This window comes from Silvimonas amylolytica (assembly GCF_014645555.1).
GTDB classification, from domain to species: Bacteria; Pseudomonadota; Gammaproteobacteria; order Burkholderiales; family Chitinibacteraceae; genus Silvimonas; species Silvimonas amylolytica.
Map to the genome: position 1 here is coordinate 64,307 of NZ_BMLY01000002.1, position 24,023 is coordinate 88,329.

Genomic DNA, 24,023 nt, shown 5'->3' on the forward strand with positions numbered 1-24,023 from the left:
TTTTTATTGCCTGGCAGGCCCATGCTTAGTGGTGCCAGTAGCCACCATGCCAGCCCCAGCCACCGCCCCAACCGCGGTAGTAACCGTAGTTAATCGATACCGCCGGGTAAATCAAGGGCGCAGCCACCACGTCGGGCGCAGTCTGGTAAACCACCTGCGGCTGTTGCACCACCACAGTTTGCGGCTGATCCACGTAGGTCGTCGTCGTTGCTGGTGCAGCCTGAGCCGGCGGCGGGGACCCACCATCCACACCAATCGACACGGGGACCTGGCGGCCAGGATCGTAGGCCATACGCGTGGTGTAGCGCTGACCCGCATATTCGTAAGTCACGTCGTAACCGACGGTGCGCTGCTGCTGGGTCTGTGTTGTGGAACAACGGCGCACAGTCTGCGTGGATACACCCGCATTCTGGTTAGCGATATTGTCGCCCGCCAGCGCCCCGACCACGGCACCCGCCGCCGTCGCGGCGACATTGCCGTTGCCATGACCCACGGTATTGCCCAGCAAACCGCCGAAAATACCGCCCAGCAGTGCGCCGCCATAGGTATGCGGCTGTTGCACCTGGACTTGTTCATCCCAGCATGACTGTTGCGGTACCGACACCTGCTGCACCACCGGCACGGTATTGATCACGCGACCGTACTCTGCGGCTTGTGCCAGACCGGCAACCCCGGCAAGACTCATCAGCAGAACGACTTTTTTCATTTTCCCACTCACTTGCAGCACCGGGCTGCGTGTTGTTCCCGTGCGCCCCTGGCGCCGGTATGTCTATTTTGTGCCCGGCGCGCGAAACGCACCAGGGCGTAGCTCACACCCCGAATCTACGCTGTTTACAAACACTTGGAGCAATAAACATGATGTCCGGTTCAGGGTTTTTCGCATTCTTTACAAACGAAAACCGGCAGATACAAAACTGCCCTACCGGTTATGATGCAAACACCATCGCTAGCCACTTTCGGGGTCCGCATGCCTTACTCTCTGGCCAATCAACTCGTCGTCGCCATTTCGTCACGTGCACTGTTCGATTTTGAATCAGAAAACACGCTGTTCGAATCAGGCGATGCCACGGCCTACAAGGCACTTCAGCTAAAGTTGCTGGATAAGCCCGCGGCACCTGGCGTGGCCTATGCACTGGTGCAAAAACTGCTGGCCCTCAACGAGGGTGACACGCATCGCGTAGAAGTAGTGATTCTCTCCCGCAATGATCCGGTCAGCGGCTTGCGGGCCTTTCGGTCTGCCGAATACCACGGCCTTACGCTGGAGCGCGGCGTATTCACCCAAGGCCGGCCACCCTTCAAATATCTGAACGCACTGCACGCCAATCTGTTTTTATCGATGAACGAAGCCGACGTCCGCGATGCGCTGGCAGCCGGCTTTCCCGCTGCGCGCGTTTATCCGCAATCGGTCCACGCAGCGGGCCGCCACCCGGATGAAATCCGCATTGCCTTTGATGGCGATGCGGTCCTGTTTTCAGATGAAGCCGAACGCATCTACCAGCAAGGTGGCTTGTCTGCCTTTTACCGACACGAGCGCGATCATGTCACCCGCCCGCTGCCCCCCGGCCCGTTCAAGCCGCTGCTGGAGGCCCTCCACCGTTTACAACGCGCCGAGGCCCCCGTGCGTTTACGCACAGCGCTGGTCACAGCACGCAGTGCGCCCGCACACGAACGTGCCATTCGGACCTTGATGGACTGGCAGATCGAGGTCGATGAGGCCATGTTCCTGGGTGGCCTGGAAAAAGGCCCGTTTCTGCGGGAATTTGAACCGGACTTTTTCTTTGATGACCAAACGGGTCATTGTGTATCTGGCGCCCTGGCCGTGCCGACAGGCCAGGTCATGGCCGGTGTAGCCAATGAACCGCGCCAGGATATCGCACAAAATCAGGGCGATACAATTGCAGGTGAGATACAAATGCCCGCAAACCGGACATGATTTATTCAATGCGCATTAAATCGGTGCGTTATTTGCCTGAGGCAAACACAAAATGAACCATTTTGGTTCAAAAAACGCACCGCAACCCATCAATACACGGATTAAACACATATAAATCAAAGCATTGAATAACTGGCACACAGATTGCTTTTGGTGCACACCAACAAAAGTGCGCCACATTGAGGCGCACACTTGCCCGACTCTGGGGAGCTTTTTGTGAACCAACTTCCTGCCAGTAGCGACGTGCTGTTCATTCTGCTCGGCGCCATCATGATTCTGGCCATGCATGCCGGCTTCGCTTTTCTGGAACTCGGCACTGTGCGCCAAAAAAACCAGGTCAATGCCCTGGTGAAAATCCTGACCGATTTTGCGGTCTCTGCCATTGCGTATTTCTTCATCGGCTACGGTATTGCCTATGGCGTGCATTTTATGGTGCCGGTGCACGATCTCAACGTTGGTCAAGGCTACGGCCTGGTACGCTTCTTCTTTCTGTTGACCTTTGCCGCCGCAATTCCGGCCATCATCTCTGGTGGCATTGCCGAACGCGCACGGTTTCACCCGCAATCGGCCGCCACATTCCTGTTGGTCGGGTTTGTCTACCCGTTTTTTGAAGGGATGATGTGGAACGGCAATTACGGGGTGCAGAACTGGCTGCAATCCCATTTTGGTGCACAGTTCCATGATTTTGCCGGCTCTGTGGTCGTCCACGCTGTCGGCGGCTGGATCGCCCTGCCGGCAGTGCTCTTGCTGGGTGCACGAAAAGGGCGTTATCGCAAAGATGGCGGCGTCAGCGCGCACCCGCCTTCTTCCATCCCCTTCCTGGCGCTGGGCGCATGGATTCTGATCATCGGCTGGTTTGGTTTTAACGTCATGAGCGCACAGCGCATCGGCGGCATTTCCGGCCTTGTGGCGTTGAACTCGCTCATGGCCATGGTAGGCGGTACGCTGGCCGCGATGTTTGTCGGCAAGAACGACCCCGGCTTTATCCACAACGGCCCATTGGCTGGCCTTGTTGCGGTCTGTGCGGGCAGTGATGTCATGCACCCGCTGGGTAGCCTGATTGTCGGCGCGATCGCGGGGGGTATGTTTGTTTACCTGTTCACCGTGACGCAAAACCGCTGGAAGATCGACGACGTGCTGGGTGTATGGCCCTTGCACGGCCTGTGCGGCACGTGGGGTGGCATCGCTGCAGGCATTTTCGGTCAGACCTGGCTAGGTGGCGCGGGTGGTGTGAGTTTTGTCAGCCAGGTACTGGGCACATTGATGGGTATCGTCATCGCTTTTGCTGGTGGTTTTGCGGTGTACGGCGTGTTGAAAAAGCTGGTGGGCTTGCGGCTGACTGAGGAAGAGGAATACAACGGCGCCGACCTCTCCATTCACTACATCTCGGCGACACCGGAAAGAGAAAGTCACTGGTAAACGGCGAACGCATGTTGCCAACAGAAAAGGAGCCTCAGGGCTCCTTTTCTGTTTTGGGTAGCATCAATTCACCTATTATTTCATTTGAAATATTGGCAATCGACTGCATCTGTTGATTTCCAATTTCCAGGAACACCGCTGTGTCCAACACCCCGACAAATACCCAGAACGCCAAAGACCTCATTTCGCACCTGCAATGGCGCTACGCCACCAAAAAGATGGACCCTACCCGTGCGCTACCCGCTGACAAGCTGGAACGCATCCTTGAAGCCACACGCCTGGCGCCGACCTCCAGCGGTTTGCAGCCCTACGAAGTACTGGTAATCAACAACAAGGAAATCCGGGAGAAGATCAAGGCGATTGCCTGGAATCAGGGCCAGGTGACCGATGCCAGTACGTTGCTGGTTTTTGCGGCCTGGGATAACTACACCACCGAACGCATCAATACGATGTTTGATCTGGTGAACGACGTACGTGGCTTTACCAATGAAGGTTGGGAGAACTACCGTCAGATGCTGCTCAATACCTACCCGCAGCGTAGTGCCGAGGTCAATTTCCAGCACGCCGCACGCCAGGCCTACATTGGTTTGTCTGTCGCGCTGATTGCCGCCGCGCAAGAAGAAGTCGACAGCACTCCGATGGAAGGCTTCGACCCGGCCGCGCTTGATGAGATTCTGGGTCTGAAAGCCCGTGGTCTGCGCAGTGTCGCGCTGCTGCCGCTGGGTTACCGCGATACAACAGGCGACTGGCTGGTCAACCTGCCCAAAGTGCGCCGCGCCCGCGAGGCGTTTGTGACCCAGGTGGATTAATACACCCACGCTGCAGGTCACGGTTTGACCCGCAAGCACGCCAAAGGAAGCGCCGTCAGCCCAAGACGGCGTTTTTTTTTGGCAAACCTCAGTGTGGCAACGGGTACACCACCTTTTTTGGGCTGATGCCGCCGGGCTGATGGTGGCATCTGACAAATCCAGACGGAAAAGGCCCGCAGGGCGTACTCAGCAGAGATGCCATGAGCAAGCCGCCACGGCGGGTGGCGCCCGGGCATAATGGCACCTCAAGCCCGGTTACCGGCCTTTTGCACGCAGAGAGAATCTACTTTTGTCCCGCTTCGCCGCCTTGTTACGTCTTTTGCCCATGATCATGCTGGCAAGCACCACCGCGTTTGCGACTGCAAACGAGACGGGATTCGCCAATCGCACAGAAGACTCCACCCATGGCTGGCCACATATCTCACCCAACATGGCGACAGTGCTGGCGCAGCAGTGGCAGGGGGAGAATCGTTCAGAGTGGACCGGTGACGCCGATATCGAAGGTCAATTACGCCGATCCCTGGTTTGGCATGCGCTGCCGGTCGGGCACGGCCAGCCGCCAGTGTATTTTGTTCGTCCGGTTTTGAATCCTGATGCCCGCGACTTTTACGGCGCGCACGCGTTCATGCACTGGCTGATATGGCAAAACAAGATTGTGTTATCTCGCAGTGACGATGCGATCCGCGTACTAGCCGGGCATTCTCACGGACTGCCTGATATCGAAGAACAGGATTGTATGGGCGGCCGTTGCTGGCTCTCGACATGGCAATATGATGGGCAGGCATACCAGGACAGGGCATGCCATATGGTTGAAATTGCCACGCATCAAGAACTGGGCACTTGCAAGTAACCGCACTGTACGGTTCGATCAATCCGGCAAAGGCAGCGCCAGCGTCTCTTTCACCTCTTCCATCACCACATAACTGCGTGACTCCGCCGCGCTGGGCAGGCGCAAGAGGATATCGCCCAGCAAACGCCGGTAGTGGCTCATGTCGGGCAGGCGGGCTTTGAGCAGGTAGTCAAAGTCACCCGAGATCAAATGGCATTCCAGGACTTCGGGAATGCTGGCGACAGAGCGGCGAAAGTCATCAAACACCTCGCCGGATTTGCGGCCCAGCTTCAGCTCCACAAACACCAGCAGCGGTGCCTCCAGCAATTGCGGGTTCAACCGGGCGTGGTAGCCGGTGATGACGTTGGTTTCTTCCAGCCGTTTCACACGCTCCGCGCAGGGCGTCGCGGTCAGGCCGACGCGCTCGGCCAGCTCGGTAATCGGTATGCGGGCATTGGCCTGTAATAACCGCAAAATCTTGTAATCGACACGGTCCAGAGACCGCCCAGCCTGATAACGCGTGCGCATACCAATGTAGTCCCTGTTTTTAGCTTCAAATATGGAGAATATCACTCCATAAGGCTTCATATACTCGGCTTATTCTCCAACTATATGACATACAACAGTGTGTCAAAAAACCACTGGGTCGAGCGATGAAAGCAATTGTGATTGGTGCGGGTGTAGTCGGTGTCACCACCGCCTACTACCTCAAGGCAGCGGGTTGCGACGTAACGGTGCTGGAACGGCTGTCCGGCCCGGCAGATGAAACCAGTTTCGGTAACGCAGGCCAGGTGTCGCCTGGCTATGCCGCGCCGTGGGCAGCGCCCGGTATTCCGTGGAAGGCTGTGAAATGGCTGCTGCACCCGGAACACGCACCGCTGCGCATCCGCCCGGATGGTTCGTTCTTCCAGTTGGCCTGGATGGCCCGCATGGTGGCCAACTGTACTGAAGCCGCCTATGCCCGTAACAAGAACCGCATGGTGCCGCTGGCTGAATACAGCCGCGATTGCCTGCGTGGTCTGCGCAAAGACCTGGGGCTGCACTATGAAGAGCGCTCGCTGGGGACCCTGCAAATCTTCCGTAATGACAAACAACTGGCCGCCGGCAAGCGTGATGCCGGTCTGCTGGATCAGATGAACGTTGCCAACCGCGTGCTGGATCAAGCCAGCTTGCTGGAGGTCGAACCCGCCCTCAAAGCAGTCGCTCACAAGCTGACCGGCGCGCTGCAACTGCCCAATGATGAAACTGGCGACTGCAAACTCTTTACCGAGCGTCTGACGGCCATTTGCCTGGAAATGGGCGTGAAGTTCCGCTTTGGCGTCACTGTCGATGCGCTGGTGGCCAACAAGGGCCGGATCGACGCCGTGGAATTGGCCGGCGGCGAATCCGTTGTCGCCGATGCCGTAGTCCTGGCTGCCGGTTGCGCCTCCCGCGCGCTGGCGTTGCCACTGGGGCTGGATTTGCCGGTATATCCGGTCAAGGGTTACTCAATTACCGTGCCACTGACCAACCCGGATGGCGCGCCACGCTCTACCGTGCTGGATGAAACCTACAAGATCGCCCTGACCCGTTTTGATAACCGCCTGCGTGTGGGCGGCATGGCAGAAGTAGCCGGTTTCGACAAACGCATCGACCCGACCCGCGTTGCAACCCTCAATATGGTCACCAATGACTTGTTCCCGCATGCCGGTGATGTGCGCCAGGCTTCGCAATGGACCGGGCTGCGCCCGATGACTCCGGATGGCACGCCGATTGTGGGTGCAACACCGTATGAGAACCTGTTCACCAACACGGGCCATGGTACGCTGGGCTGGACCATGTCTTGCGGTAGCGCGCGCGTGATTGCAGATGCCGTACTGGGCCGCAGATCAGAGATCGACGCGCGTGAACTGGGCATGGCACGTTATGACAAACGCAATGCCCGTATTCACAGCGGCAATGGTGCGCAGGGTCAGATAAAATGGGCTGATTGATCTTCATCAATCAACCTGCGATCCAACCTGCCATGAGTTATCTCCGCCAGTTTCCTGCAACACGCATGCGCCGCATGCGTCGTGACGATTTCTCCCGCCGCCTGATGCGTGAAAACGTACTCATGCCCAGCGACCTGATTTTGCCGGTCTTTGTGCATGAGGGCGAAAACCGGGAGGAAATCGTCGCGTCCATGCCTGGCGTGAAACGTCAGTCCATCGACCTTTTGCTCAAGACGGCCAAAGAGGCGGTGGAACTGGGCGTGCCGGCACTGGCGTTGTTCCCGTCCATTGACCCGTCGCTCAAGACCGAAGGTGCGGAAGAAGCCTGGAACCCGGCCGGGTTGATCCCGCGCACCGTGCATGCCCTCAAGCAGGCGTTTCCAGAACTGGGCGTGATCACGGATATTGCACTCGACCCCTACACCAGCCACGGCCAGGATGGCCTGATTGATAGCGAGGGTTATGTGCTCAACGAAGAAACCGTTGAAGCGCTGATCAAACAAGCGCTGTGTCATGCCGCAGCAGGCGTGGATATGGTCGCCCCCAGCGACATGATGGATGGCCGCATTGGCTCAGTGCGTGACGCGCTGGATGAAAAAGGCCATGAAATGACCCGCATTCTGGCGTATTCGGCCAAGTATGCTTCCGCCTTCTATGGCCCGTTCCGTGATGCAGTCGGCTCTTCCGCCACCCTGGGCAAGGGCAACAAGTTTCAGTACCAGATGGATCCGGCCAATTCGGACGAAGCACTGCATGAAGTCGCCATGGATCTCACCGAGGGCGCCGACATGGTCATGGTCAAGCCAGGCATGCCGTATCTGGATATCGTCCGCCGGGTTAAAGAAGAGTTTGGCGTACCGACGTTCGTCTACCAGGTATCCGGCGAATACGCCATGTTGCAGGCGGCCATTCGCAACGGCTGGCTGGATGAAAAGAAAGTGGTGCTGGAGTCTTTGCTCGCGTTCAAGCGCGCAGGCGCAGATGCGATCCTGACTTACTACGCGCTGGATGCAGCACGCTGGCTCAAAGGCCAAGTCTGATTCATCCGGCTGAACCTCTGATAAAAAACCCGCTTGCCAGCGGGTTTTTTGTTAGGGGTTCCCGGCGACGCGATAAACCCGCTCCGGGATACGATCTGAAAAGGTTGACCATGCGATGGCACTGCCGCACAGGACGAGCAATACGACAAAATGGGCGGCTTTCATGCTTTTCCTTCTTCTGCACAGAACTGATCTACATCAGATTCTTTGCCGCCCAGTCCGGTTCATTGCCTGTAAATAATCACCGGGCGCCGCCAGCCCTTGCAAATAAAGGGGCGGCACAAACGCGCTGCGTCAGTTAAAGTGGTGAACATCACTTGTATTTGTTATCCCACTCAATGAGTAGCAGCTTGATGCTGGTTGTGCTGGCCGTGGCACTGGTTTTGTTGAACGGCTTTTTTGTGGCCGCCGAGTTTGGTCTGGTCAAACTGCGGCAAACTCAGGTCAAGGCCATGGCCCGCATGTACGGCCTGCGCGGGCGCATTCTGGAAAAAACCCACGCCGATCTGGATGCATATCTCTCGGCCTGCCAGTTGGGTATTACGCTGGCTTCACTGGGCCTGGGCTGGGTCGGCGAACCCGCTTTCGCCCATTTGATCGAGCCCCTGATGGGTTGGGTGGGCGTGACCAATGCGGAAGTCATCAGCGGCGTCTCATTCGCCGTGGCCTTTTTCACCATTTCTTTTCTGCACATTGTGGTGGGTGAACTCGCGCCTAAATCCATGGCGATCCGTAAATCCGCCACGATTGGCCTGTGGACTGCGCCGCCGCTGTACGCGTTCTACTGGTTGATGTACCCGGCCATCTGGATGCTCAACGCCAGCGCGTCGCTGGTGTTGAAGTGGGTGGGCCTCTCTGTGGCACACGATCACGAAGGCGATTACTCCGCCGACGAAATCAAACTGATCATGCGTAGTAGCAAGCCGGAGGCCGGTTTCTCCCGCAAAGCATGGCGCACGCTGGCGCAATCACTGGATTTCCCCTCACTCGATGTGGCCGACCTGATGCATCCATTCACCGATGCCGTGGTGCTGGATGCGCGCAACAGCCTGGAAGAAAACCTGGAAATCATCACCCGTAACCGCTTCAGCCGGTATCCGTATCTGGATGAAGAAGGCAACGTCATCGGCGTGATTCACCTGAAGGATATTTTCCTCGCCAACCGTCATGGCCGCCTGGAAGACTCGCTCGACAGTCTGGTACGCAATGCCGAAATCGTTCTACCGACCCTGCCCGCCCGTACGCTGCTGGAACGCATGCGGAGCGGTTCGCCGCACTTTGCCGTCGTGGCCTGGGCAGATGGCGAGGGTGATCCGGTTGGCTTTATCACCATGGATAACCTCTTGAGCGCCATGGTCGGCGAAATTCGCGATGAATTCCGCCAGAATCAGGATGACTGGACGCAGATGGACGATGGCTCATTGATCGGCAAGGGCACCCTGCCGGTGGTAACGCTGGAACGTGCCCTGGGCATCGATATTGATGTGGATGGCGCAGATACGGTAGGCGGCCTCGTACAACTGAAGACCGGCCGCGTACCGGAAGAAGGCGAGCGCATCGAGTTCGAGCGCTTTAATGTGGTGATCAAGAAAATGCGCGGCCCGCGGATTGTGCTGGTGCGCATTTACCCCAAGATCGAGGCCGTCGCGGCGGAATAAACCCGCCGCCCGCCCCTGTCAGGCCGGTTTGTTCACGAGGGATTCCCGCTGCGTCAGTTGCGGGAACCAGCGCATCCACAACCCCACCACGACCAGCGTACCCACGCCACCAATCACCACTGCCGGAATCGGCCCCAGCAAAGCGGCGGTAACGCCTGATTCAAACTCGCCCAACTGGTTGGACGCGCCAATGAAGATCGAACTCACCGCGCTGACCCGACCGCGCATGGCATCAGGCGTTTCAAGCTGCACCAGTGACGAGCGCACCACGACGCTGATCATGTCCGATGCGCCCAGCACGGCGAGCGCGCCCAGCGACACAAAAAAGTTGCTGGAGATCCCGAACACAATCGTCGCCAACCCGAACAGCGCAACCGCACCAAACATGATCTTGCCTACCCGCCGCTGCAGCGGGTTGTGCGCCAGATAAACCGACATCAACAACGCCCCCACTGCGGGTGCAGATCGCAGCATGCCCATGCCCCACGGGCCGGTATGCAGGATGTCTTTGGCGTAAATCGGCAACAGCGCAGTCGCGCCCCCCAGCAGCACCGCAAACAAGTCCAGAGAGATCGCCCCCAGGATCACACGTTTCTCGCGGATATACCGGATACCGGCAAACAGAAACTCCAGTGAAGCCGGCGGCTGTTTGTTCTCGACCTTGCGCAAGAGTGGCATGGTCCCGATGGCAACAGTCGCCACCAGCCACGCCACGGCGCAAGTGGCGTACACCGCATCCGGGCCCACCGCGTAAATGAAACCGCCCAGTGCCGGACCAGAGATAATCCCGATCTGCATCACGCTGGAGTTCAACGCCAGCGCGCGCGGCAAGTCCTCTTCAGGGACCAGACTGGGGACCAATGCTTGCAAGCTCGGTGATTCAAACGCCCGGCCTGCGCCAATACAGAACGCACCCACATACAGCAGCGTGGGCGTCAGTAAATGAAAGAAACTACCCAGCGCCAGCAGCAGCGCCACGCTCCCTTCCAGCCCCTGGCACAACGTCACGATACGGCGGCGATCATAACGGTCTGCAACATGGCCCACGACCAGTGTCAGCAACAACTGCGGCAGAAACTGGGCGATGCCGATAAACCCAAGGTTGAGCGCACTGTGGGTGAGGTCATACATCTGCCAGCCCACGGCCACAGCCAGCATCTGGTAGGCCAGAAACGAGCCCAGGCGGCTCGCCAGAAAATGTCGGTAGGTTTTCAGTGACAGAAGCGATGAGGCCATACAGGCGGTTCCCGGGAATAGAAAACGGAACAGGCGAGTTGGCTGTTCCGTTAGTACAAACTTTGTGTGTGCCGCAGCCATTTTCATGACTGCGGCCAACATCAAGCGCAGATGTTCAGCGCCTCAGTAGCAAGGCACGCGAGCGTAACGCAGCGAATGAGGCGCTGGGCTCCGCGCAATCAAGGCGCCGGGTTCGGCTGCCGTACGTGCACGGCTTCAATCTCGGCGAGGATCTCTGCACCGAGTGTCACGTTCACGCTTTCGATGTTCTCTTTCAACTGCGCCAGGGTGGTGGCGCCAATCAGGTTGCTGGTCACAAACGGGCGGCTGTTCACAAACGCCAGTGACATCTGCGCCGGCGACAAACCGTGCTTGCGGGCGATCTCGACATAGCCAGTCACGGCGGTTTCCACTTCTGGCTTGGTATAACGGGTAAAACGCTGGTACAGCGTGATGCGGCCATCCGCCGGGCGCTGACCATTCAGATACTTGCCCGACAACGTACCGAAGGCCATCGGCGAATAAGCCAGCAAACCCACGTGCTCGCGGTGGCTGAACTCAGACAAACCAATCTCGAAGGTGCGGTTCACCAGTGAGTACGGGTTCTGGATCGACACAATGCGCGGCAGGTTGTGCTTTTCAGCCGCGGCCAGAAACTGCGCCACGCCCCAGGGGGTTTCGTTGGAAACGCCGATGTGGCGAATCTTGCCGCTCTTCACCAGCTCAGCCAGCGCCGAGAGGGTTTCGTCGATGGCCACGGTTTCTTCACCGTCGATCCACGGGTAAGCCAGGCGACCAAACGTGTTGGTGCTGCGATCTGGCCAGTGCAGCTGGTACAGATCGATGTAATCCGTCTGCAGGCGTTTGAGGCTGCCATCCACTGCCGCAAACAGGCTGGCGCGGTTGTGGTTGGTTTCACCGCCACGAATATGGTTGGGTTGATGTGGCTGACGCACCGGGCCCGCGGCCTTGGTGGCGATCACAACCTCTTTGCGACGACCCGTCTTTGCCAGCCAGGTACCAATATATTCTTCGGTACGACCCTGTGTTTCTGGTTTGGGCGGGACGGGGTACATCTCCGCCACGTCCAGGAAATTCACGCCTTCGGAGAGCGCGTAATCAATTTGCTCGTGCGCTTCTTGCTCTGTGTTCTGCTCGCCCCAGGTCATGGTGCCAAGGCCGATCAGGCTGACTTCCAGATCGGTACGACCAAGCTTGCGGTATTCCATTGTGTCTCCTGGTTATCTCGGTGACGATAAAGCGCTGCGTTGCTCTACCGGCTTGAACCTTGCATGCGTGCGGCGGCGGGCCATGATACCGATTTATGGTTTCATATGTAACGATCAATGTCGTTTGCCGTTGACCCGACCGGTCGTATATTAACCTGTTTCAAACGCCAGCCTATGCTGAACGGGTTAGGGCGAAACCCGGACGGGCAAGATGAGAGCCCGCAGTGTGCGGGGTTCAGCGACGGCCAGAACCACTCTCCCGCTTCGCGGGTTGCGGTTGATTTGATGCAGTGCCCCGGTTTGCGCCTCGCCCCACGGCAATCAATTCATTCGCCCCAGTTTGCGCACCAGTTGCCGCAACAACTTCACGCCCACCGGCCAGTCGCCATGTCCTGAATCCACGTTGATATGCCCCACGCCAGAGAGCGGTACCAATTCACTGCCCCAGGTCGCCGCCAACGCGGTGGCCCGGTCCAGCGTGCATGTTGGGTCGTTATCACTGGCAACCACGACGCTGGGAAACGGCAGCGGCCTTGCCGGTAGCGGCATGAAACCCTGAAAGCTGTCCGGCGCTTCATCACGCGTGACATCGGCGGGCGCCACCAGTAATGCACCACTGATCTGATGCGCCCGGCGCGTCAACGCCGACCAATGGCCTACTGTCACGCACCCCAGGCTATGGGCGACCAGCACGGTGCGCCCTGGCGCGTGGTCCAGTGTTTTTTCAAGGCCGGCTACCCATTCGGCCGCGCGCGGGTTGTCCCAATCACGTTGTTCAACGCGGATCAGCTCTGGATATTGCTCGCACCAGCGCGTCTGCCAGTGCTCGTCACCAGAGCCACGCCAGCCTGGCGCCACCACAATGCTGTTGCCGGCATCCAGCCAGCGCTCAATCGGGTCGATCATCATTGTGTTTATCCCCGTGGTTCACCCAGGTAAAACCCTTGCAGCAGATCAGCGCCGGCATCACGCGCAATACTGTGCTGGGTTTCAGTTTCAATACCTTCCACCACGACGGTGGCGTCCAGTTCATGCAGTAGCGCGACAAGGCGCGGCAGGGCCCGTTGCAGGCGTTGTGAGGAGGCAGCCTCGGCAATCAACACCCGGTCCAGCTTGACCACATGAGGTTCGAGCTGCCACAGGCGGTCCAGATTGGCGTGGCGACTACCAAAGTCATCAATGGCAATGCGGTAGCCCAGCTTGCGATAGTTGTTCACCGCATCACGCACGCGGTTCAACTCGCCGGGTGCGATTTCGTCTTCCACGATTTCCAGCACAATCTGCGCAGGCTGCCAGTTCACGCTTTGCAGCACGCGTTCAAACACCACGCCGTGCCGCTCCACACCGGTCAGCAAGCCAGGATGCACATTCAAAAACAGGCATTTCTGGTCGCTATGAAAGGTGGCGTAGTTATACAAGTGCAGCGTGCGGGCCAGCCGGTCAAAGCTGATCAGACGCCCGTGCGCGGCAGCGGCCTGAAATGCGCCAGCGGGTGAAAGCGGCTTGCCGCGAGCGGAGGCCCGCAGCAATGCTTCGTGACCATGGACGGCACCCGCCGCATCAAACAGCGGCTGGAACACGCTGGTCAGCGCCAGCCCCAGTGCCCGCACGCCCATGCCCCGGGAGCCGTCAATCGAAAAGCCGGCTTCGGGCCAGTCTTGCCGGATAAAGTCCGGCAGCGGCAAAACGGGAGGATGGGTTTCCGGGTGCGTCATGGCTCTGGCTGTCAGGTCCGCAAACCGTGGCAAAAGGCCGGTTTACGCAGTTTGCGGCAAAAAAAATGCCAGGCCCTGGGACCTGGCGGTCAGACCGTGGTGTAAAACCGTGATCCGTGATTACTTGTTCGGTTGCGGTGTCAGGCGCAAATACGGGCGCACAGCGCGATAACCTTTGGGGAAGCGTTGTTTGATCTCGGCCTCATCCTGCAAGGAAGGCACAATCACGACGTCATCACCGTCCTGCCAGTTGGCCGGCGTGGCCACCTTGTAGTTGTCGGTGAGTTGCAGCGAATCAATCACGCGCAAAATTTCGTTGAAATTGCGACCCGTGCTGGCCGGATAGGTCAACGTGGTCCGGATCTTCTTGGCCGGATCAATGATGAACACCGTCCGCACGGTGGCATTGGCCAGCGAGTTGGGGTGAATCATGTCGTACAGCGTGGCGACCTTTTTATCCGCATCAGCAATGATGGGGAAATTTACCCGCGTGTTCTGGGTTTCGTTGATGTCTTCAATCCACTTTGCGTGGGAGTCCACCGGGTCGACACTCACTGCCAGCGGTTTGACGCTTCGTTTCTTGAACTCGTCTGCCAGCTTGGCCGTGTAACCCAGTTCGGTGGTGCAAACCGGGGTGAAATCAGCGGGGTGAGAGAACAGGACAATCCATTTGTCGCCGGCCCATTCATGAAAATGGATCTGACCTTCGGAAGAGTCTTGGGTGAAATCGGGGGCTACATCGCCCAGGCGCAACGTCATCGTGTTACTCCTGCTTCAAATCTGTTCAGCATCAGTGTGGGTGACAGGGCCCCGGCATGGCAGCCCGCCTGTACGAATGCCGGTCATGCGAACGGCATCCGTACCCTGCTTATAGCCTCTTCCGGTTCAGCGTGCGTTATAAATCTGGTCGAACACGCCGCCATCAGCGAAGTGCGTTTGCTGGGCCTTGGTCCAGCCACCAAACACGTCGTCAATATCAAACAGTTGCACTTTAGGGAACTGACCGGCGTACTTGGCGTACACCTCTTTGTCGATCGGGCGGTAGAAATTGCGGGCTGCAATTTCCTGACCTTCCTTGCTGTACAGGTACTTGAGGTATTCCTCAGCCACCTTGCGGGTGCCCTTCTTGTCGACCACCTTGTCCACCACGGCCACCGGCGGTTCTGCCTTGATCGAGATCGACGGCGTCACGATGTCAAACTTGTCGGCACCAAACTCTTTTTGCGAGAGCACGGCTTCGTTTTCCCAAGCCAGGAGGACATCACCCAGACCGCGCTGGGTGAAAGAGATGGTCGAGCCACGTGCGCCGGTATCCAGCACCGGTACGTTCTTGTAAACCTTCTGGATGTAATCCCTGGCTTTGTCATCCGAACCGTAGGTCTTCTTGGCCCAACCGTAGGCTGCGAGATAAGCCCAACGCGCGCCGCCGCTGGTTTTCGGGTTGGCGGTAATCACCTTCACGTCAGAACGGACCAGATCAGTCCAGTCCTTGATGTGCTTGGGGTTACCCTTGCGGACCAGAAATACGATGGTGGAGGTATACGGGGTCGCGTTGTCCGGCAGTTTCTTTTGCCAGTCTGCGTTCAAGAGCTTGCCCTTGTCGGCCAGCACATCAATGTCATAAGCCAGCGCCAGCGTCACGACGTCAGCCTGCAAGCCATCCAGCACCGAACGGGACTGTGCGCCAGAGCCGCCGTGCGATTGGCGGATGGTGACGTCGTCACCGGTCTTGGCTTTGTAGTACTTGGCAAACGCCTTGTTGTAATCCTGGTAGAGCTCACGCGTCGGGTCATAGGACACGTTGAGCAATTCAAAGCTGGCGGCCAGCGAAGAAGTAGCGGCGAAGGCAAATACGAGCGAGGTCAACAACGGCTTGAAGCGCATGGCGGCGGATCCCTTAGGCTTGTTATTTATCAGAACAAGCCAGATCATGCCATTTAGCTATTTAACATCAAAGACTATTAAACTAATTTCTAATACCTTTCAGAAATATACGAAAAGCTCCCGCTCCAGCATCACATGACACGCCAACCGGGGCAGTTCGGGGCTATCTGGCTGCTCTTTTGCCGCCGATGGCGCCATCAGCCCAATACGGATCAAGACATTGCGCTCCATACCCGATAACTGCACCGGGCGCGGCTGGCCCTCATGCAGCAAACGCACCAGGCAGGCGCCGCAGGTACCCTGCCCGCAGCGCCAGTTCATCGGCAGCTTGCCAGCGCTGACCTGATCCCGCACGACATCAATCAACCGCTGGCCTGGCTCCCCTTGCACGGTGAGCGGGTTAGCCAGTTTTTCAGAGACAAACGTCACGCTGGGCATGTCGGGCACCGGTGCAAGCCTCGCAACCTCAGGCCGCAGGCTTTTTGTACGCCACGCAATCGACTTCCACCTTGCAGTCGATCACCATGCTCGACACGACACATGCGCGCGCTGGCGGGTTCTCGCCAAAGTATTCTTTGAAGACCTTGTTGAAAGACTGAAAGTCACGCGGGTCGTCCAGCCACACACCACAGCGCACCACGTGTTCCGTGCCGTAACCGGCTTCGTGCAAGATGGCGATCAAGTTCTGGATCGTCTTGTGCGATTGCGCGACGATGCCGCCTTCAATCACTTCACCGTTTTCCATCGGCGTCTGGCCAGATACAAACAACCAGCCATCCGCACCGGCTGCACGGGCAAAAGGCAGGTGCTGACCGCCGGTACCGGTGCCACCGCCCACGCCGTAACGGGTGATGTCGCTCATGAAAAATACTCCTTGTCAGTTGGGATCAGTTCAAACTGCAGACGCGGCCGCAGGTAGTTTGTTGCCGACGCGGCCACGACGCAGAAAACGACCGGCGCGGCGGCCGGTGGGTTGTTTGTCGGTCGCGGACAGCACGCCGTTGACCCACACTGCCGCAATGCCTTCTGCAGCTTGTTGCGGGTCAGTAAAGGTCGCCAGGTCACGCACGGTTTCCGGGTCAAACAGGACGAGGTCGGCCCAGTAACCTTCACGGATAAAACCGCGCTCAGCCAAGCCAAACCGCTCGGCAGACAGGCCCGTCATTTTGTGCACGGCTTCGGGCAGCTCAAACAACTGTTGTTCGCGGCAGTAATAGCCCAGCACGCGCGGAAACGCGCCCCACAGGCGCGGGTGCGGCATGGGGTCGTTGGGCAAACCGTCAGAACCCACGGCAGTCGCCGGGTGTTTGAGGACATTGCGCACGTCGGCTTCGCTCATGCAGTGGTAAACCGCACCCGCCGGCTGCAGACGTTTTGCGGCCTCAAGCTGCGGCACACGCCATTCAGCGGCGATCTCTGCCAGGAGCTTGCCACCCATGGCCGGATGCGGTTCGGACCAGGTGACCAGAATGTCGATCTCTTCCGTCACTTGTTTGAGATCCAGCGTGGATGAGCTGGCGGTGTAGGGGTAGCAATCGCAACCGACAACTTGTTCTTTGCGGGCGGCATCCAGTGCTTTGAGTACATCCACCGTACGGCCCCAGTTCTCGACGCCAGCACATTTCAGGTGAGAGATCACCACCGGCACACGAGCGTGTTTGCCAGTCTGAAAGGCTTCGTCCATGGCATCCAGAATGCCGGCGAATTCACTGCGCAGGTGCGTGGTGTAAATACCGCCGGCCTCAGCGAGGGGCTCAGCCAGCGCCAGCACTTCTTGTGTGCTGGCAGAAAAAGCATTGGCATACGCCAGCCCGGTGGAAAGGCCCAGCGCACCGTAGTCCAGCGCTTCAGCCAGTTGCGCGCGCATGGCGGCAATTTCTTTGGCTGTGGCAGCGCGGTCCAGCGTATCCATCTGGTTCTGTCGCAATGCGGTGTGGCCAATCAACGCAGCAACATTGACAGACGGGCTGGCGGTATTCACGGCATCGGCATACGCACCAAAGGTGGGGTACTGGAATGCCTCTGCCGTACCCAGCAGGTTCATGGGGTCAGGGGGATCACCCTTGAGCGTGACCGGCGAGGCGCTGATGCCGCAATTACCCACAATCACGGTCGTAATGCCCTGAGAGAGCTTGGGCCACATTTGCGGCTGACGAATGACATTGGTGTCGTCGTGGGTGTGGACATCGATAAAGCCTGGGCTGAGCACTTTGCCATTGGCGTCGATGACTTCAACAGCCGTCCAGGCTTGCAAATCACCTATCGCGGCAATGCGGCCACGCGTGACGGCGACATCGCCACTGTGGGCGGGTGCACCACTGCCATCAATGATGCGGGCATTACGGATTAACAGATCACATTGCGACATGAGGTTGCTCCTCTATCCATTTGTGCTGCTGATACGGTTCAGTCGCCAAGCGGTTGGCGATCGCCGCCGCCCCGGCCGGTATCCAGCACATATTTAATCCGGCGCAGTAACTCTTGCGCTTGCGTGTGTTCGAGCATCGCCACTTCCGTGGCCAGGATGTCCAGCATCATCAGCATGGCGTAGCGTGAGCTGGACGGTTTAAAGACGAAGTCGGTTTCCATGATCTGGATGGGCAGCAAGTGGTCAGCCAACTTGGCCAGGGGCGAGCCCAACGCGGTGATGGCAATGATCTGCGCGCCGTACTCGCGGGCAATCCGCACGCTGGTCAGCATCTCCGGTACCTGGCCGGTCACTGAAAACGCCAGCACCACTGCGCGCTGATCCATGGTCGCGGCTACGACGCGCTGCAAGACTGCGTCTTGATACGTGCTGACTGGAATGCCAAAGCGCACCAGGCGGAAGCGGGCTTCATCCGCCGCCACCGTCGAGCCGCCACCCATACCAAAGGCATAGACCATGCCGGCCTGCCGTACGGCCAGCGCGGCGCGCTTGACCACGTCCAGGTTCACCAGGGCCCGATTGGCCTGCAGCATGGCAACGATGTCCTGGTACACCACATCAGCACTATCGGCCGGCGCATCCGGTCGCGGCTGCAAAAAGCGCGAGCCGATCGCCGCGGCCTGAGTCAGCCGGCGCTTCAGTTCACGCACATCCGTACAACCCAGTGCTTTGGCAAACCGGGTCACGCTGGCCTTGGAAACACCGGCCTCTTGTGCCAGCGTATCAATGCTGGCAGCGCCGGCCACTGATAAATCCGCCAGGATCCAGCGCGCGACTTTTTGCTCAGACAAGCTCAGCTGGTCGATACGCTCTGCAATACGCGTGACGATGTCGAACGAGGGTTCCATGTTTGCCGCTGATCCAGTGCGTTGTAGTTTGCGCTTGACTGTTACTTTATAACAGATCAAATTCAGAAGTAACACGATTTGCCTCAAACAGGCGCCACAACTCCAGACAAATGGTGATTTAAATGGCTGATACAAAATACCAGACCGGTATGGTTGACCCGCTGAACAAAGGGATTGGCGCACTGACAGAACCCGTCGCCCCGATGGCAGCCGGTACATTGGGCTGGAACTTGCTGGATGAAGAACTCAGCCTACCCGCAGCCGTGCTGTACGAAGACTTGATTCAGCACAACCTGACGTGGATGCAGCAATTTGTGACGGAGTACGGCGCCAGGCTGGCACCGCATGGCAAAACCACCATGGCCCCCAAACTGTTTGCCCGGCAGATCGAAGCGGGGGCATGGGGCATAACGCTTGCGACCGCACACCAGACCCGGGTGGCGTATGAACACGGTATTCGCCGCGTGCTGATGGCCAATCAGCTGGTAGGCCGGCGCAATATGGAAATCATCGCCGATTTGCTGCGTGATCCGGCATTCGAGTATTTCTGTCTGGTCGATTCAGCTGCTGGCGTCAATCTGCTGGGCGAGTTCTTTGCCAGCCGCGGCCAGACACTGCAAGTTTTGCTGGAACTGGGCGTGAACGGCGGCCGCACTGGCGTGCGTGACGCTGCCCAGCAGGCGGAAGTCCTCACCGCCATTGCCCGCTGGCCTGATGCCATCAAGCTGGCCGGGGTTGAGGTGTATGAAGGCGTGCTCAAGGAAGAGACCGACATCCGCAGCTTTTTGCAGCGCGCGGTGACGGTGACGCATGAACTGGCGCAAGCGGGTTTGATCCGCCGCACACCCGCCGTACTCACCGGCGCGGGCTCTGCCTGGTACGACGTGGTCGCCGAAGAATTCAGCAAGGCGCAGATTGGCATGCCTTTGGATGTGGTGCTGCGCCCAGGCTGCTATCTCACGCACGATGTCGGCATCTATAAAGCGGCGCAAGCGCAAATCCAGACCCGCAATCCCATCGCCCGCAAGCTGCGCTCCAGCCTTAAACCGGCACTGCAACTGTGGGCCTGCGTGCAGTCCATTCCAGAACCAGACAAAGCCATCATTGCCCTGGGGAAACGGGACGCGGCATTTGATGCTGGCTTACCCACGCCTGCGCAACTGTTCCGCCCTGGCAGCAGCAAGGCGCCCGCTGCTGTACCCGCACACTGGCAATTGACCGGCATGATGGATCAACACGCTTATCTACAGATTCAGCCCGGCGATGATGTCCAGGTGGGTGACCTTGTGGCGTTTGATATCTCTCACCCATGCCTGACCTTCGACAAGTGGCGGCATATCCCGGTACTGGATGCCGAATTCAACGTCATCGACGTGGTGCAGACCTTTTTCTGATTTTCTTGTCAGCCAGATGACCCATGTCATCACCCGGCGCTTGCCCTGATGATGAATGTAGCGTTCATCAGGGCGACTACGGTTCTTCCCTGATACACGACAAAAACTGTCGATGTTAACGTTAACATAAGTCGTAAATCATGATGTTATAAGCAAGTCGCCCACCCGCTTTTTCGGGGCGGCGACAGGCCCGACGGTGAAAGCGCATTGGAGTGCGCTACAAATTCACCGGTAAAACGGCCTGGACCTAACTACAAAGCTTTTAAATGCGGCTCACCACCACAGGCATTATCGCCAGTGGAGTGGCAGCCGCCCCATAAGGCGAAACAGGAGTCGACTCGAAAATGGTGCAGGGTAGCATGCTGCTGATCTACGCCCTGGTGGCGATTGTGGCGCTGATCGTATTGATTGCGCGCTTCAAGATGAACCCGTTCATCACGCTGCTGGTGGTGTCATTTGTATTGGCAGTCTCGGCAGGCATGCCGATGACGACCATCGTCAAATCGTTTGAAACCGGCGTGGGTAACACGCTAGGGCACATTGCCCTTGTAATTGCGCTGGGTACCATGCTCGGCAAAATGATGGCCGAATCAGGCGGGGCCGAACGCATTGCACGCACGCTGATTGACTGGTTTGGCGAGAAAAACGTGCATTGGGCCATGGTCACCATTGGTTTGATTGTCGGCCTGCCCGTGTTCTTTGAAGTCGGCTTTGTATTGTTGATCCCGATCGCGTTCAACGTGGCCAAGCGCACCAATACCTCGATGGTGCTGGTGGGGATTTCGATGGTGGCCGGTTTGTCGGTCGTCCATGGCCTGATCCCGCCCCACCCGGCAGCATTGCTGGCGGTGACGGCGTATCACGCCGACATTGGCAAGACCATCCTCTACGCGCTGATCGTTGGCATCCCGACTGCTCTGCTGGCTGGCCCGGTGTTTGCCAAACAGATCAGCAAGTTCGTCAAACTGGATGGTGAAAACCCGATGATGAAGCAGTTCGCGCAAGAAAAAGAGCGTGATCTGCCAAGCTTCGCCGTGACGCTGGGCACCATTTTGCTGCCGGTCGTATTGATGCTGCTGGGTAGCTGGGCGGATGTGTTCTTTGCCAGCGGCAGCCTCGGTAACAACGTCCTCAAGCTGATCGGTAACTCGGTGATGGCCTTGTTGATTGCCACCCTGGTCAGTTTCTGGACGCTAGGCCTGGCACGTGGCTTCAATCGCGAGACCATCCTGAAGTTCAGCAACGAATGTCTGGCGCCAACCGCGACCATTACCCTGGTGGTGGGTGCCGGTGGTGGTTTTGGTCGCATCCTGATGGATAGCGGCGTGTCAAAGGTGGTGGTGGATATGGCCACCAGCGCGCATATCAGCCCGCTGCTGCTGGGCTGGATGGTCGCGGTGCTGATCCGCCTTGCCACGGGCTCTGCCACCGTCGCCATGACGACGGCCTGCGGGATCGTGGCACCGATTGCCGCGGCGGCCGGAGCACATGCCGAACTGATGGTGCTGACGACAGGTGCGGGCTCGCTGATTTTCTCTCACGTCAACGACGGTGGCTTCTGGCTGGTGAAGGAATACTTCAACATGACCGTGCCCCAAACGCTCAAGACCTGGTCGGTCTGTGAAACGATTATCTCGGTCGTGGCGCTGTTGCTGACGCTGGCGCTTTCCACAGTGGTAGCCTGACGGTTATTTTTTGCAGTAAACGGCCCGCCGCCCATGCTGGCGGGTCGCGTATTTTCGCGGAGTACGTGGCATGATTCTGATTTTGATGGGTGTATCGGGCAGCGGCAAAACCACGGTGGGGCAGTTGCTGGCCAAAAAACTGGGCTGTGGTTTTTCAGATGCGGACGTGTTTCATAGCAAGTCCAATATCGAAAAAATGCACAACGGCATTCCGTTGACCGACGACGATCGCTGGCCATGGCTGGCATCCATCCGCGCGGCGATTGAAGACTACCGCCAGCGTGGAGTTACCCACGTGTTCACCTGCTCCGCTCTCAAGGAAATCTACCGCGAGAAGCTGGCCTACCCAGGCGAGGGTGACATCCATTTCGTGCTGTTGAACGGCACGGCAGACTTACTGCAGCAGCGCCTGGCACAACGCAAAGGGCACTTCTTTGACCCGCATCTGCTGCAAAGCCAGATTGATATTCTGGAAATGCCAGACCACGCCATCGTGGTCGATATTGCCCCGCCGCCTGAAGAGATCGCCGATGAAGTTCTGCGCCAGTTGAACCCCGCAGGCTGATCCCGAATCCGCTAGCTAGCACCATCAACAAACCCGGCTGCACGCCGGGTTTGTTGTATTCATGTCATGGCAAGCCAGACAGACGGATGGTGTTCCAATCGCCGGTAAGCACCATGCCAGACAAGCAGTAAAGCCTTTAAATTCGCGACTTTGCACTTCCCTTCCTTGCACGCCACCACCCGCTTTGCCCCGACATTGCCACACTTGTGCAACACAAGTATGGTTTGAAACACGCGCCCTGCCGGTTACCCCTGTTGTGCTACCGCCCATCGTTTTGCTATCTGTAATGTAACTGGCATCATTGTCTGTCATGCCGGTGGCATGCATGGCGTCAGACTAAACGCCGTATCAAACAAAACAAAACAACCCGCCACGTGGTACCACTCTGGAGGAAATGCGCATGCGTATCGGCATCGTCACCGATTCCTGCTGCGATCTGCCGCGCTCATATCTGGATGAGCATGGCATCGTCATCCTGCCCATCACCATTCAGGATTCCGAAGGCCAGACGTTTATCGACAACCGTGATACCGCAGCCACGCTCAAGTTCTACAAAGAGCGGCTGGAGAGCGGTAACGCGGGTTATGAATCTGCGCCCTACACGATCGAGGAAATCCGCAAGCTGTTCCTGGACAAGCTGGTGGTGGAGTTCGATTACGTGTTCTGCCTGACGGTGATGTCCAGCCGCAGCAAAATCCACGAAAACGCCAGCCAGGCGGCGCTCGGCATTCTTAACAGTTACAAACCGATTCGCGAAAACGCCAATGTCACCGGGCCGTTCTCTCTGCGCGTGTTCGATACCAACAACCTGTTTACCGGCCAAGGGCTGATTGTGGGTGAAGTGGCACGCATGGCTGCAGCGGGCAAGTCGACGCTGGAAATCATTCGCCAGATCGAGCGTCTGCAAAAAACCACGCAAGCCTTCCTGATCCCGGAGAACCTGGGCCAGTTACGCACACAAGCCCGTCGCAAGGGCGACAAGAGCGTGGGGTTGATGTCGTACATGATGGGTTCTGCACTCGACATCAAACCCGTGATCCGCGGCTTTCAGGGCGATACCGAGCCCGTTGCACGCATCCGTGGTTTTGAAACCGGCGTACAAAAACTGTTTGATGTCGCGGTATCCCACATCGAAACCGGTCTGGATGCCCCGATCGTGACGGTCAGTTACGGTGGCGACCCGGCGCGTGTCGCGGCCCTGCCCGGCTTTGATCGCCTGCAAAAGGCAGCGCAACAACATGGCGTTGCGGTGATCGTGTCAGAGATGAGCCTGACCGCGGGTGTGAATATCGGGACTGGCGGGGTCTCTGTGGCTTTTGCTTCGCCGCGGGAAGCCACGCTGGACTAAGGTACCTGGCGTGCCTCTGCGGCACGCTAC

General features: G+C 58.2%; 23 protein-coding genes. 11 read left to right on the top strand and 12 right to left on the bottom strand.

Annotated elements, in window-relative coordinates; genetic code table 11:
• Nucleotides 1–25: 25 nt before the first annotated feature.
• Complete coding sequence (locus IEX44_RS06450; RefSeq protein WP_188690641.1) at nucleotides 26–706, bottom strand: glycine zipper 2TM domain-containing protein; 681 nt, start codon at nucleotides 704–706, stop codon at nucleotides 26–28.
• A 261-nt stretch (nucleotides 707–967) separates the two neighbouring features.
• Here IEX44_RS06450 and IEX44_RS06455 point away from each other — a divergent pair, with 261 nt between their 5' ends.
• The 4 genes from IEX44_RS06455 to IEX44_RS06470 all read left to right on the top strand — a co-directional run bounded on the left by IEX44_RS06455 (nucleotide 968) and on the right by IEX44_RS06470 (nucleotide 5,011).
• Entirely contained in the window at nucleotides 968–1,933 is a 966-nt protein-coding gene (locus tag IEX44_RS06455; protein WP_188690644.1) for a 5'-nucleotidase, read from the top strand.
• 216 nt (nucleotides 1,934–2,149) lie between these two features.
• Nucleotides 2,150–3,352 carry an ammonium transporter gene (locus IEX44_RS06460; protein ID WP_229678800.1) on the top strand — a complete coding sequence of 401 codons (1,203 nt, stop codon included), beginning with the start codon at nucleotides 2,150–2,152 and terminating at the stop codon, nucleotides 3,350–3,352.
• Nucleotides 3,353–3,492: 140 nt separating this feature from the next.
• The gene (locus IEX44_RS06465; RefSeq protein WP_229678801.1) at nucleotides 3,493–4,161 is read left to right on the top strand and encodes an NAD(P)H-dependent oxidoreductase; all 669 of its coding nucleotides are present in this window, start codon (nucleotides 3,493–3,495) and stop codon (nucleotides 4,159–4,161) included.
• A gap of 289 nt (nucleotides 4,162–4,450) precedes the next feature.
• Nucleotides 4,451–5,011 (top strand): hypothetical protein, encoded by a 561-nt coding sequence (locus IEX44_RS06470; RefSeq protein ID WP_188690647.1) that lies wholly within the window; start codon nucleotides 4,451–4,453, stop codon nucleotides 5,009–5,011.
• An 18-nt stretch (nucleotides 5,012–5,029) separates the two neighbouring features.
• Here the strand turns inward: IEX44_RS06470 and IEX44_RS06475 are convergent, their stop codons facing one another.
• Nucleotides 5,030–5,518, bottom strand: a complete 489-nt coding sequence (locus IEX44_RS06475) for an Lrp/AsnC ligand binding domain-containing protein (protein WP_188690650.1) — start codon at nucleotides 5,516–5,518, stop codon at nucleotides 5,030–5,032.
• A 125-nt stretch (nucleotides 5,519–5,643) separates the two neighbouring features.
• Here IEX44_RS06475 and IEX44_RS06480 point away from each other — a divergent pair, with 125 nt between their 5' ends.
• The 3 genes from IEX44_RS06480 to IEX44_RS06490 all read left to right on the top strand — a co-directional run bounded on the left by IEX44_RS06480 (nucleotide 5,644) and on the right by IEX44_RS06490 (nucleotide 9,661).
• Nucleotides 5,644–6,963, top strand: coding sequence for a D-amino acid dehydrogenase (locus IEX44_RS06480; protein WP_188690653.1), 1,320 nt, complete (start codon nucleotides 5,644–5,646; stop codon nucleotides 6,961–6,963).
• 32 nt (nucleotides 6,964–6,995) lie between these two features.
• Complete coding sequence (hemB, locus tag IEX44_RS06485) at nucleotides 6,996–8,003, top strand: porphobilinogen synthase (RefSeq protein WP_188690656.1); 1,008 nt, start codon at nucleotides 6,996–6,998, stop codon at nucleotides 8,001–8,003.
• A gap of 338 nt (nucleotides 8,004–8,341) precedes the next feature.
• Nucleotides 8,342–9,661 carry a hemolysin family protein gene (locus IEX44_RS06490; protein ID WP_188690658.1) on the top strand — a complete coding sequence of 440 codons (1,320 nt, stop codon included), beginning with the start codon at nucleotides 8,342–8,344 and terminating at the stop codon, nucleotides 9,659–9,661.
• An 18-nt stretch (nucleotides 9,662–9,679) separates the two neighbouring features.
• Here IEX44_RS06490 and IEX44_RS06495 read toward each other — a convergent pair whose 3' ends face one another.
• The 10 genes from IEX44_RS06495 to IEX44_RS06540 all read right to left on the bottom strand — a co-directional run bounded on the left by IEX44_RS06495 (nucleotide 9,680) and on the right by IEX44_RS06540 (nucleotide 19,001).
• Nucleotides 9,680–10,897 carry an MFS transporter gene (locus IEX44_RS06495; protein ID WP_188690661.1) on the bottom strand — a complete coding sequence of 406 codons (1,218 nt, stop codon included), beginning with the start codon at nucleotides 10,895–10,897 and terminating at the stop codon, nucleotides 9,680–9,682.
• A 179-nt stretch (nucleotides 10,898–11,076) separates the two neighbouring features.
• Nucleotides 11,077–12,126, bottom strand: coding sequence for an NADP(H)-dependent aldo-keto reductase (locus IEX44_RS06500; protein ID WP_188690664.1), 1,050 nt, complete (start codon nucleotides 12,124–12,126; stop codon nucleotides 11,077–11,079).
• A 321-nt stretch (nucleotides 12,127–12,447) separates the two neighbouring features.
• Nucleotides 12,448–13,035, bottom strand: a complete 588-nt coding sequence (locus IEX44_RS06505; protein WP_188690669.1) for an RBBP9/YdeN family alpha/beta hydrolase — start codon at nucleotides 13,033–13,035, stop codon at nucleotides 12,448–12,450.
• A 5-nt stretch (nucleotides 13,036–13,040) separates the two neighbouring features.
• On the bottom strand, nucleotides 13,041–13,841 hold the full coding sequence (locus IEX44_RS06510) for an EAL domain-containing protein (RefSeq protein WP_188690672.1): 801 nt from the start codon (nucleotides 13,839–13,841) through the stop codon (nucleotides 13,041–13,043).
• Between the two features lie 120 nt (nucleotides 13,842–13,961).
• The gene (locus IEX44_RS06515) at nucleotides 13,962–14,600 is read right to left on the bottom strand and encodes a peroxiredoxin (RefSeq protein WP_188690675.1); all 639 of its coding nucleotides are present in this window, start codon (nucleotides 14,598–14,600) and stop codon (nucleotides 13,962–13,964) included.
• Nucleotides 14,601–14,726: 126 nt separating this feature from the next.
• Nucleotides 14,727–15,725, bottom strand: a complete 999-nt coding sequence (locus IEX44_RS06520) for a sulfate ABC transporter substrate-binding protein (RefSeq protein WP_188690678.1) — start codon at nucleotides 15,723–15,725, stop codon at nucleotides 14,727–14,729.
• A gap of 99 nt (nucleotides 15,726–15,824) precedes the next feature.
• A complete protein-coding gene (locus IEX44_RS06525) occupies nucleotides 15,825–16,163 on the bottom strand; it encodes a 2Fe-2S iron-sulfur cluster-binding protein (RefSeq protein ID WP_188690681.1) in 339 nt (112 codons plus the stop codon).
• 28 nt (nucleotides 16,164–16,191) lie between these two features.
• On the bottom strand, nucleotides 16,192–16,587 hold the full coding sequence (locus IEX44_RS06530) for a RidA family protein (protein WP_229678802.1): 396 nt from the start codon (nucleotides 16,585–16,587) through the stop codon (nucleotides 16,192–16,194).
• 30 nt (nucleotides 16,588–16,617) lie between these two features.
• On the bottom strand, nucleotides 16,618–18,093 hold the full coding sequence (locus IEX44_RS06535; protein ID WP_188690684.1) for an N-acyl-D-amino-acid deacylase family protein: 1,476 nt from the start codon (nucleotides 18,091–18,093) through the stop codon (nucleotides 16,618–16,620).
• 38 nt (nucleotides 18,094–18,131) lie between these two features.
• Nucleotides 18,132–19,001: a MurR/RpiR family transcriptional regulator gene (locus tag IEX44_RS06540; protein WP_188690687.1), complete on the bottom strand. Its 870-nt coding sequence runs from the start codon at nucleotides 18,999–19,001 to the stop codon at nucleotides 18,132–18,134.
• Nucleotides 19,002–19,123: 122 nt separating this feature from the next.
• Here IEX44_RS06540 and IEX44_RS06545 point away from each other — a divergent pair, with 122 nt between their 5' ends.
• From IEX44_RS06545 to IEX44_RS06560, 4 genes are all read left to right on the top strand, one after another.
• Nucleotides 19,124–20,395: an amino acid deaminase gene (locus IEX44_RS06545; RefSeq protein WP_188690691.1), complete on the top strand. Its 1,272-nt coding sequence runs from the start codon at nucleotides 19,124–19,126 to the stop codon at nucleotides 20,393–20,395.
• Between the two features lie 344 nt (nucleotides 20,396–20,739).
• Nucleotides 20,740–22,080 carry a GntT/GntP/DsdX family permease gene (locus IEX44_RS06550; protein WP_188690709.1) on the top strand — a complete coding sequence of 447 codons (1,341 nt, stop codon included), beginning with the start codon at nucleotides 20,740–20,742 and terminating at the stop codon, nucleotides 22,078–22,080.
• Between the two features lie 70 nt (nucleotides 22,081–22,150).
• Nucleotides 22,151–22,645 (top strand): gluconokinase, encoded by a 495-nt coding sequence (locus IEX44_RS06555; RefSeq protein ID WP_188690714.1) that lies wholly within the window; start codon nucleotides 22,151–22,153, stop codon nucleotides 22,643–22,645.
• 400 nt (nucleotides 22,646–23,045) lie between these two features.
• Nucleotides 23,046–23,993: a DegV family protein gene (locus IEX44_RS06560; protein WP_188690717.1), complete on the top strand. Its 948-nt coding sequence runs from the start codon at nucleotides 23,046–23,048 to the stop codon at nucleotides 23,991–23,993.
• The last annotated feature ends 30 nt before the right edge of the window (nucleotides 23,994–24,023 follow it).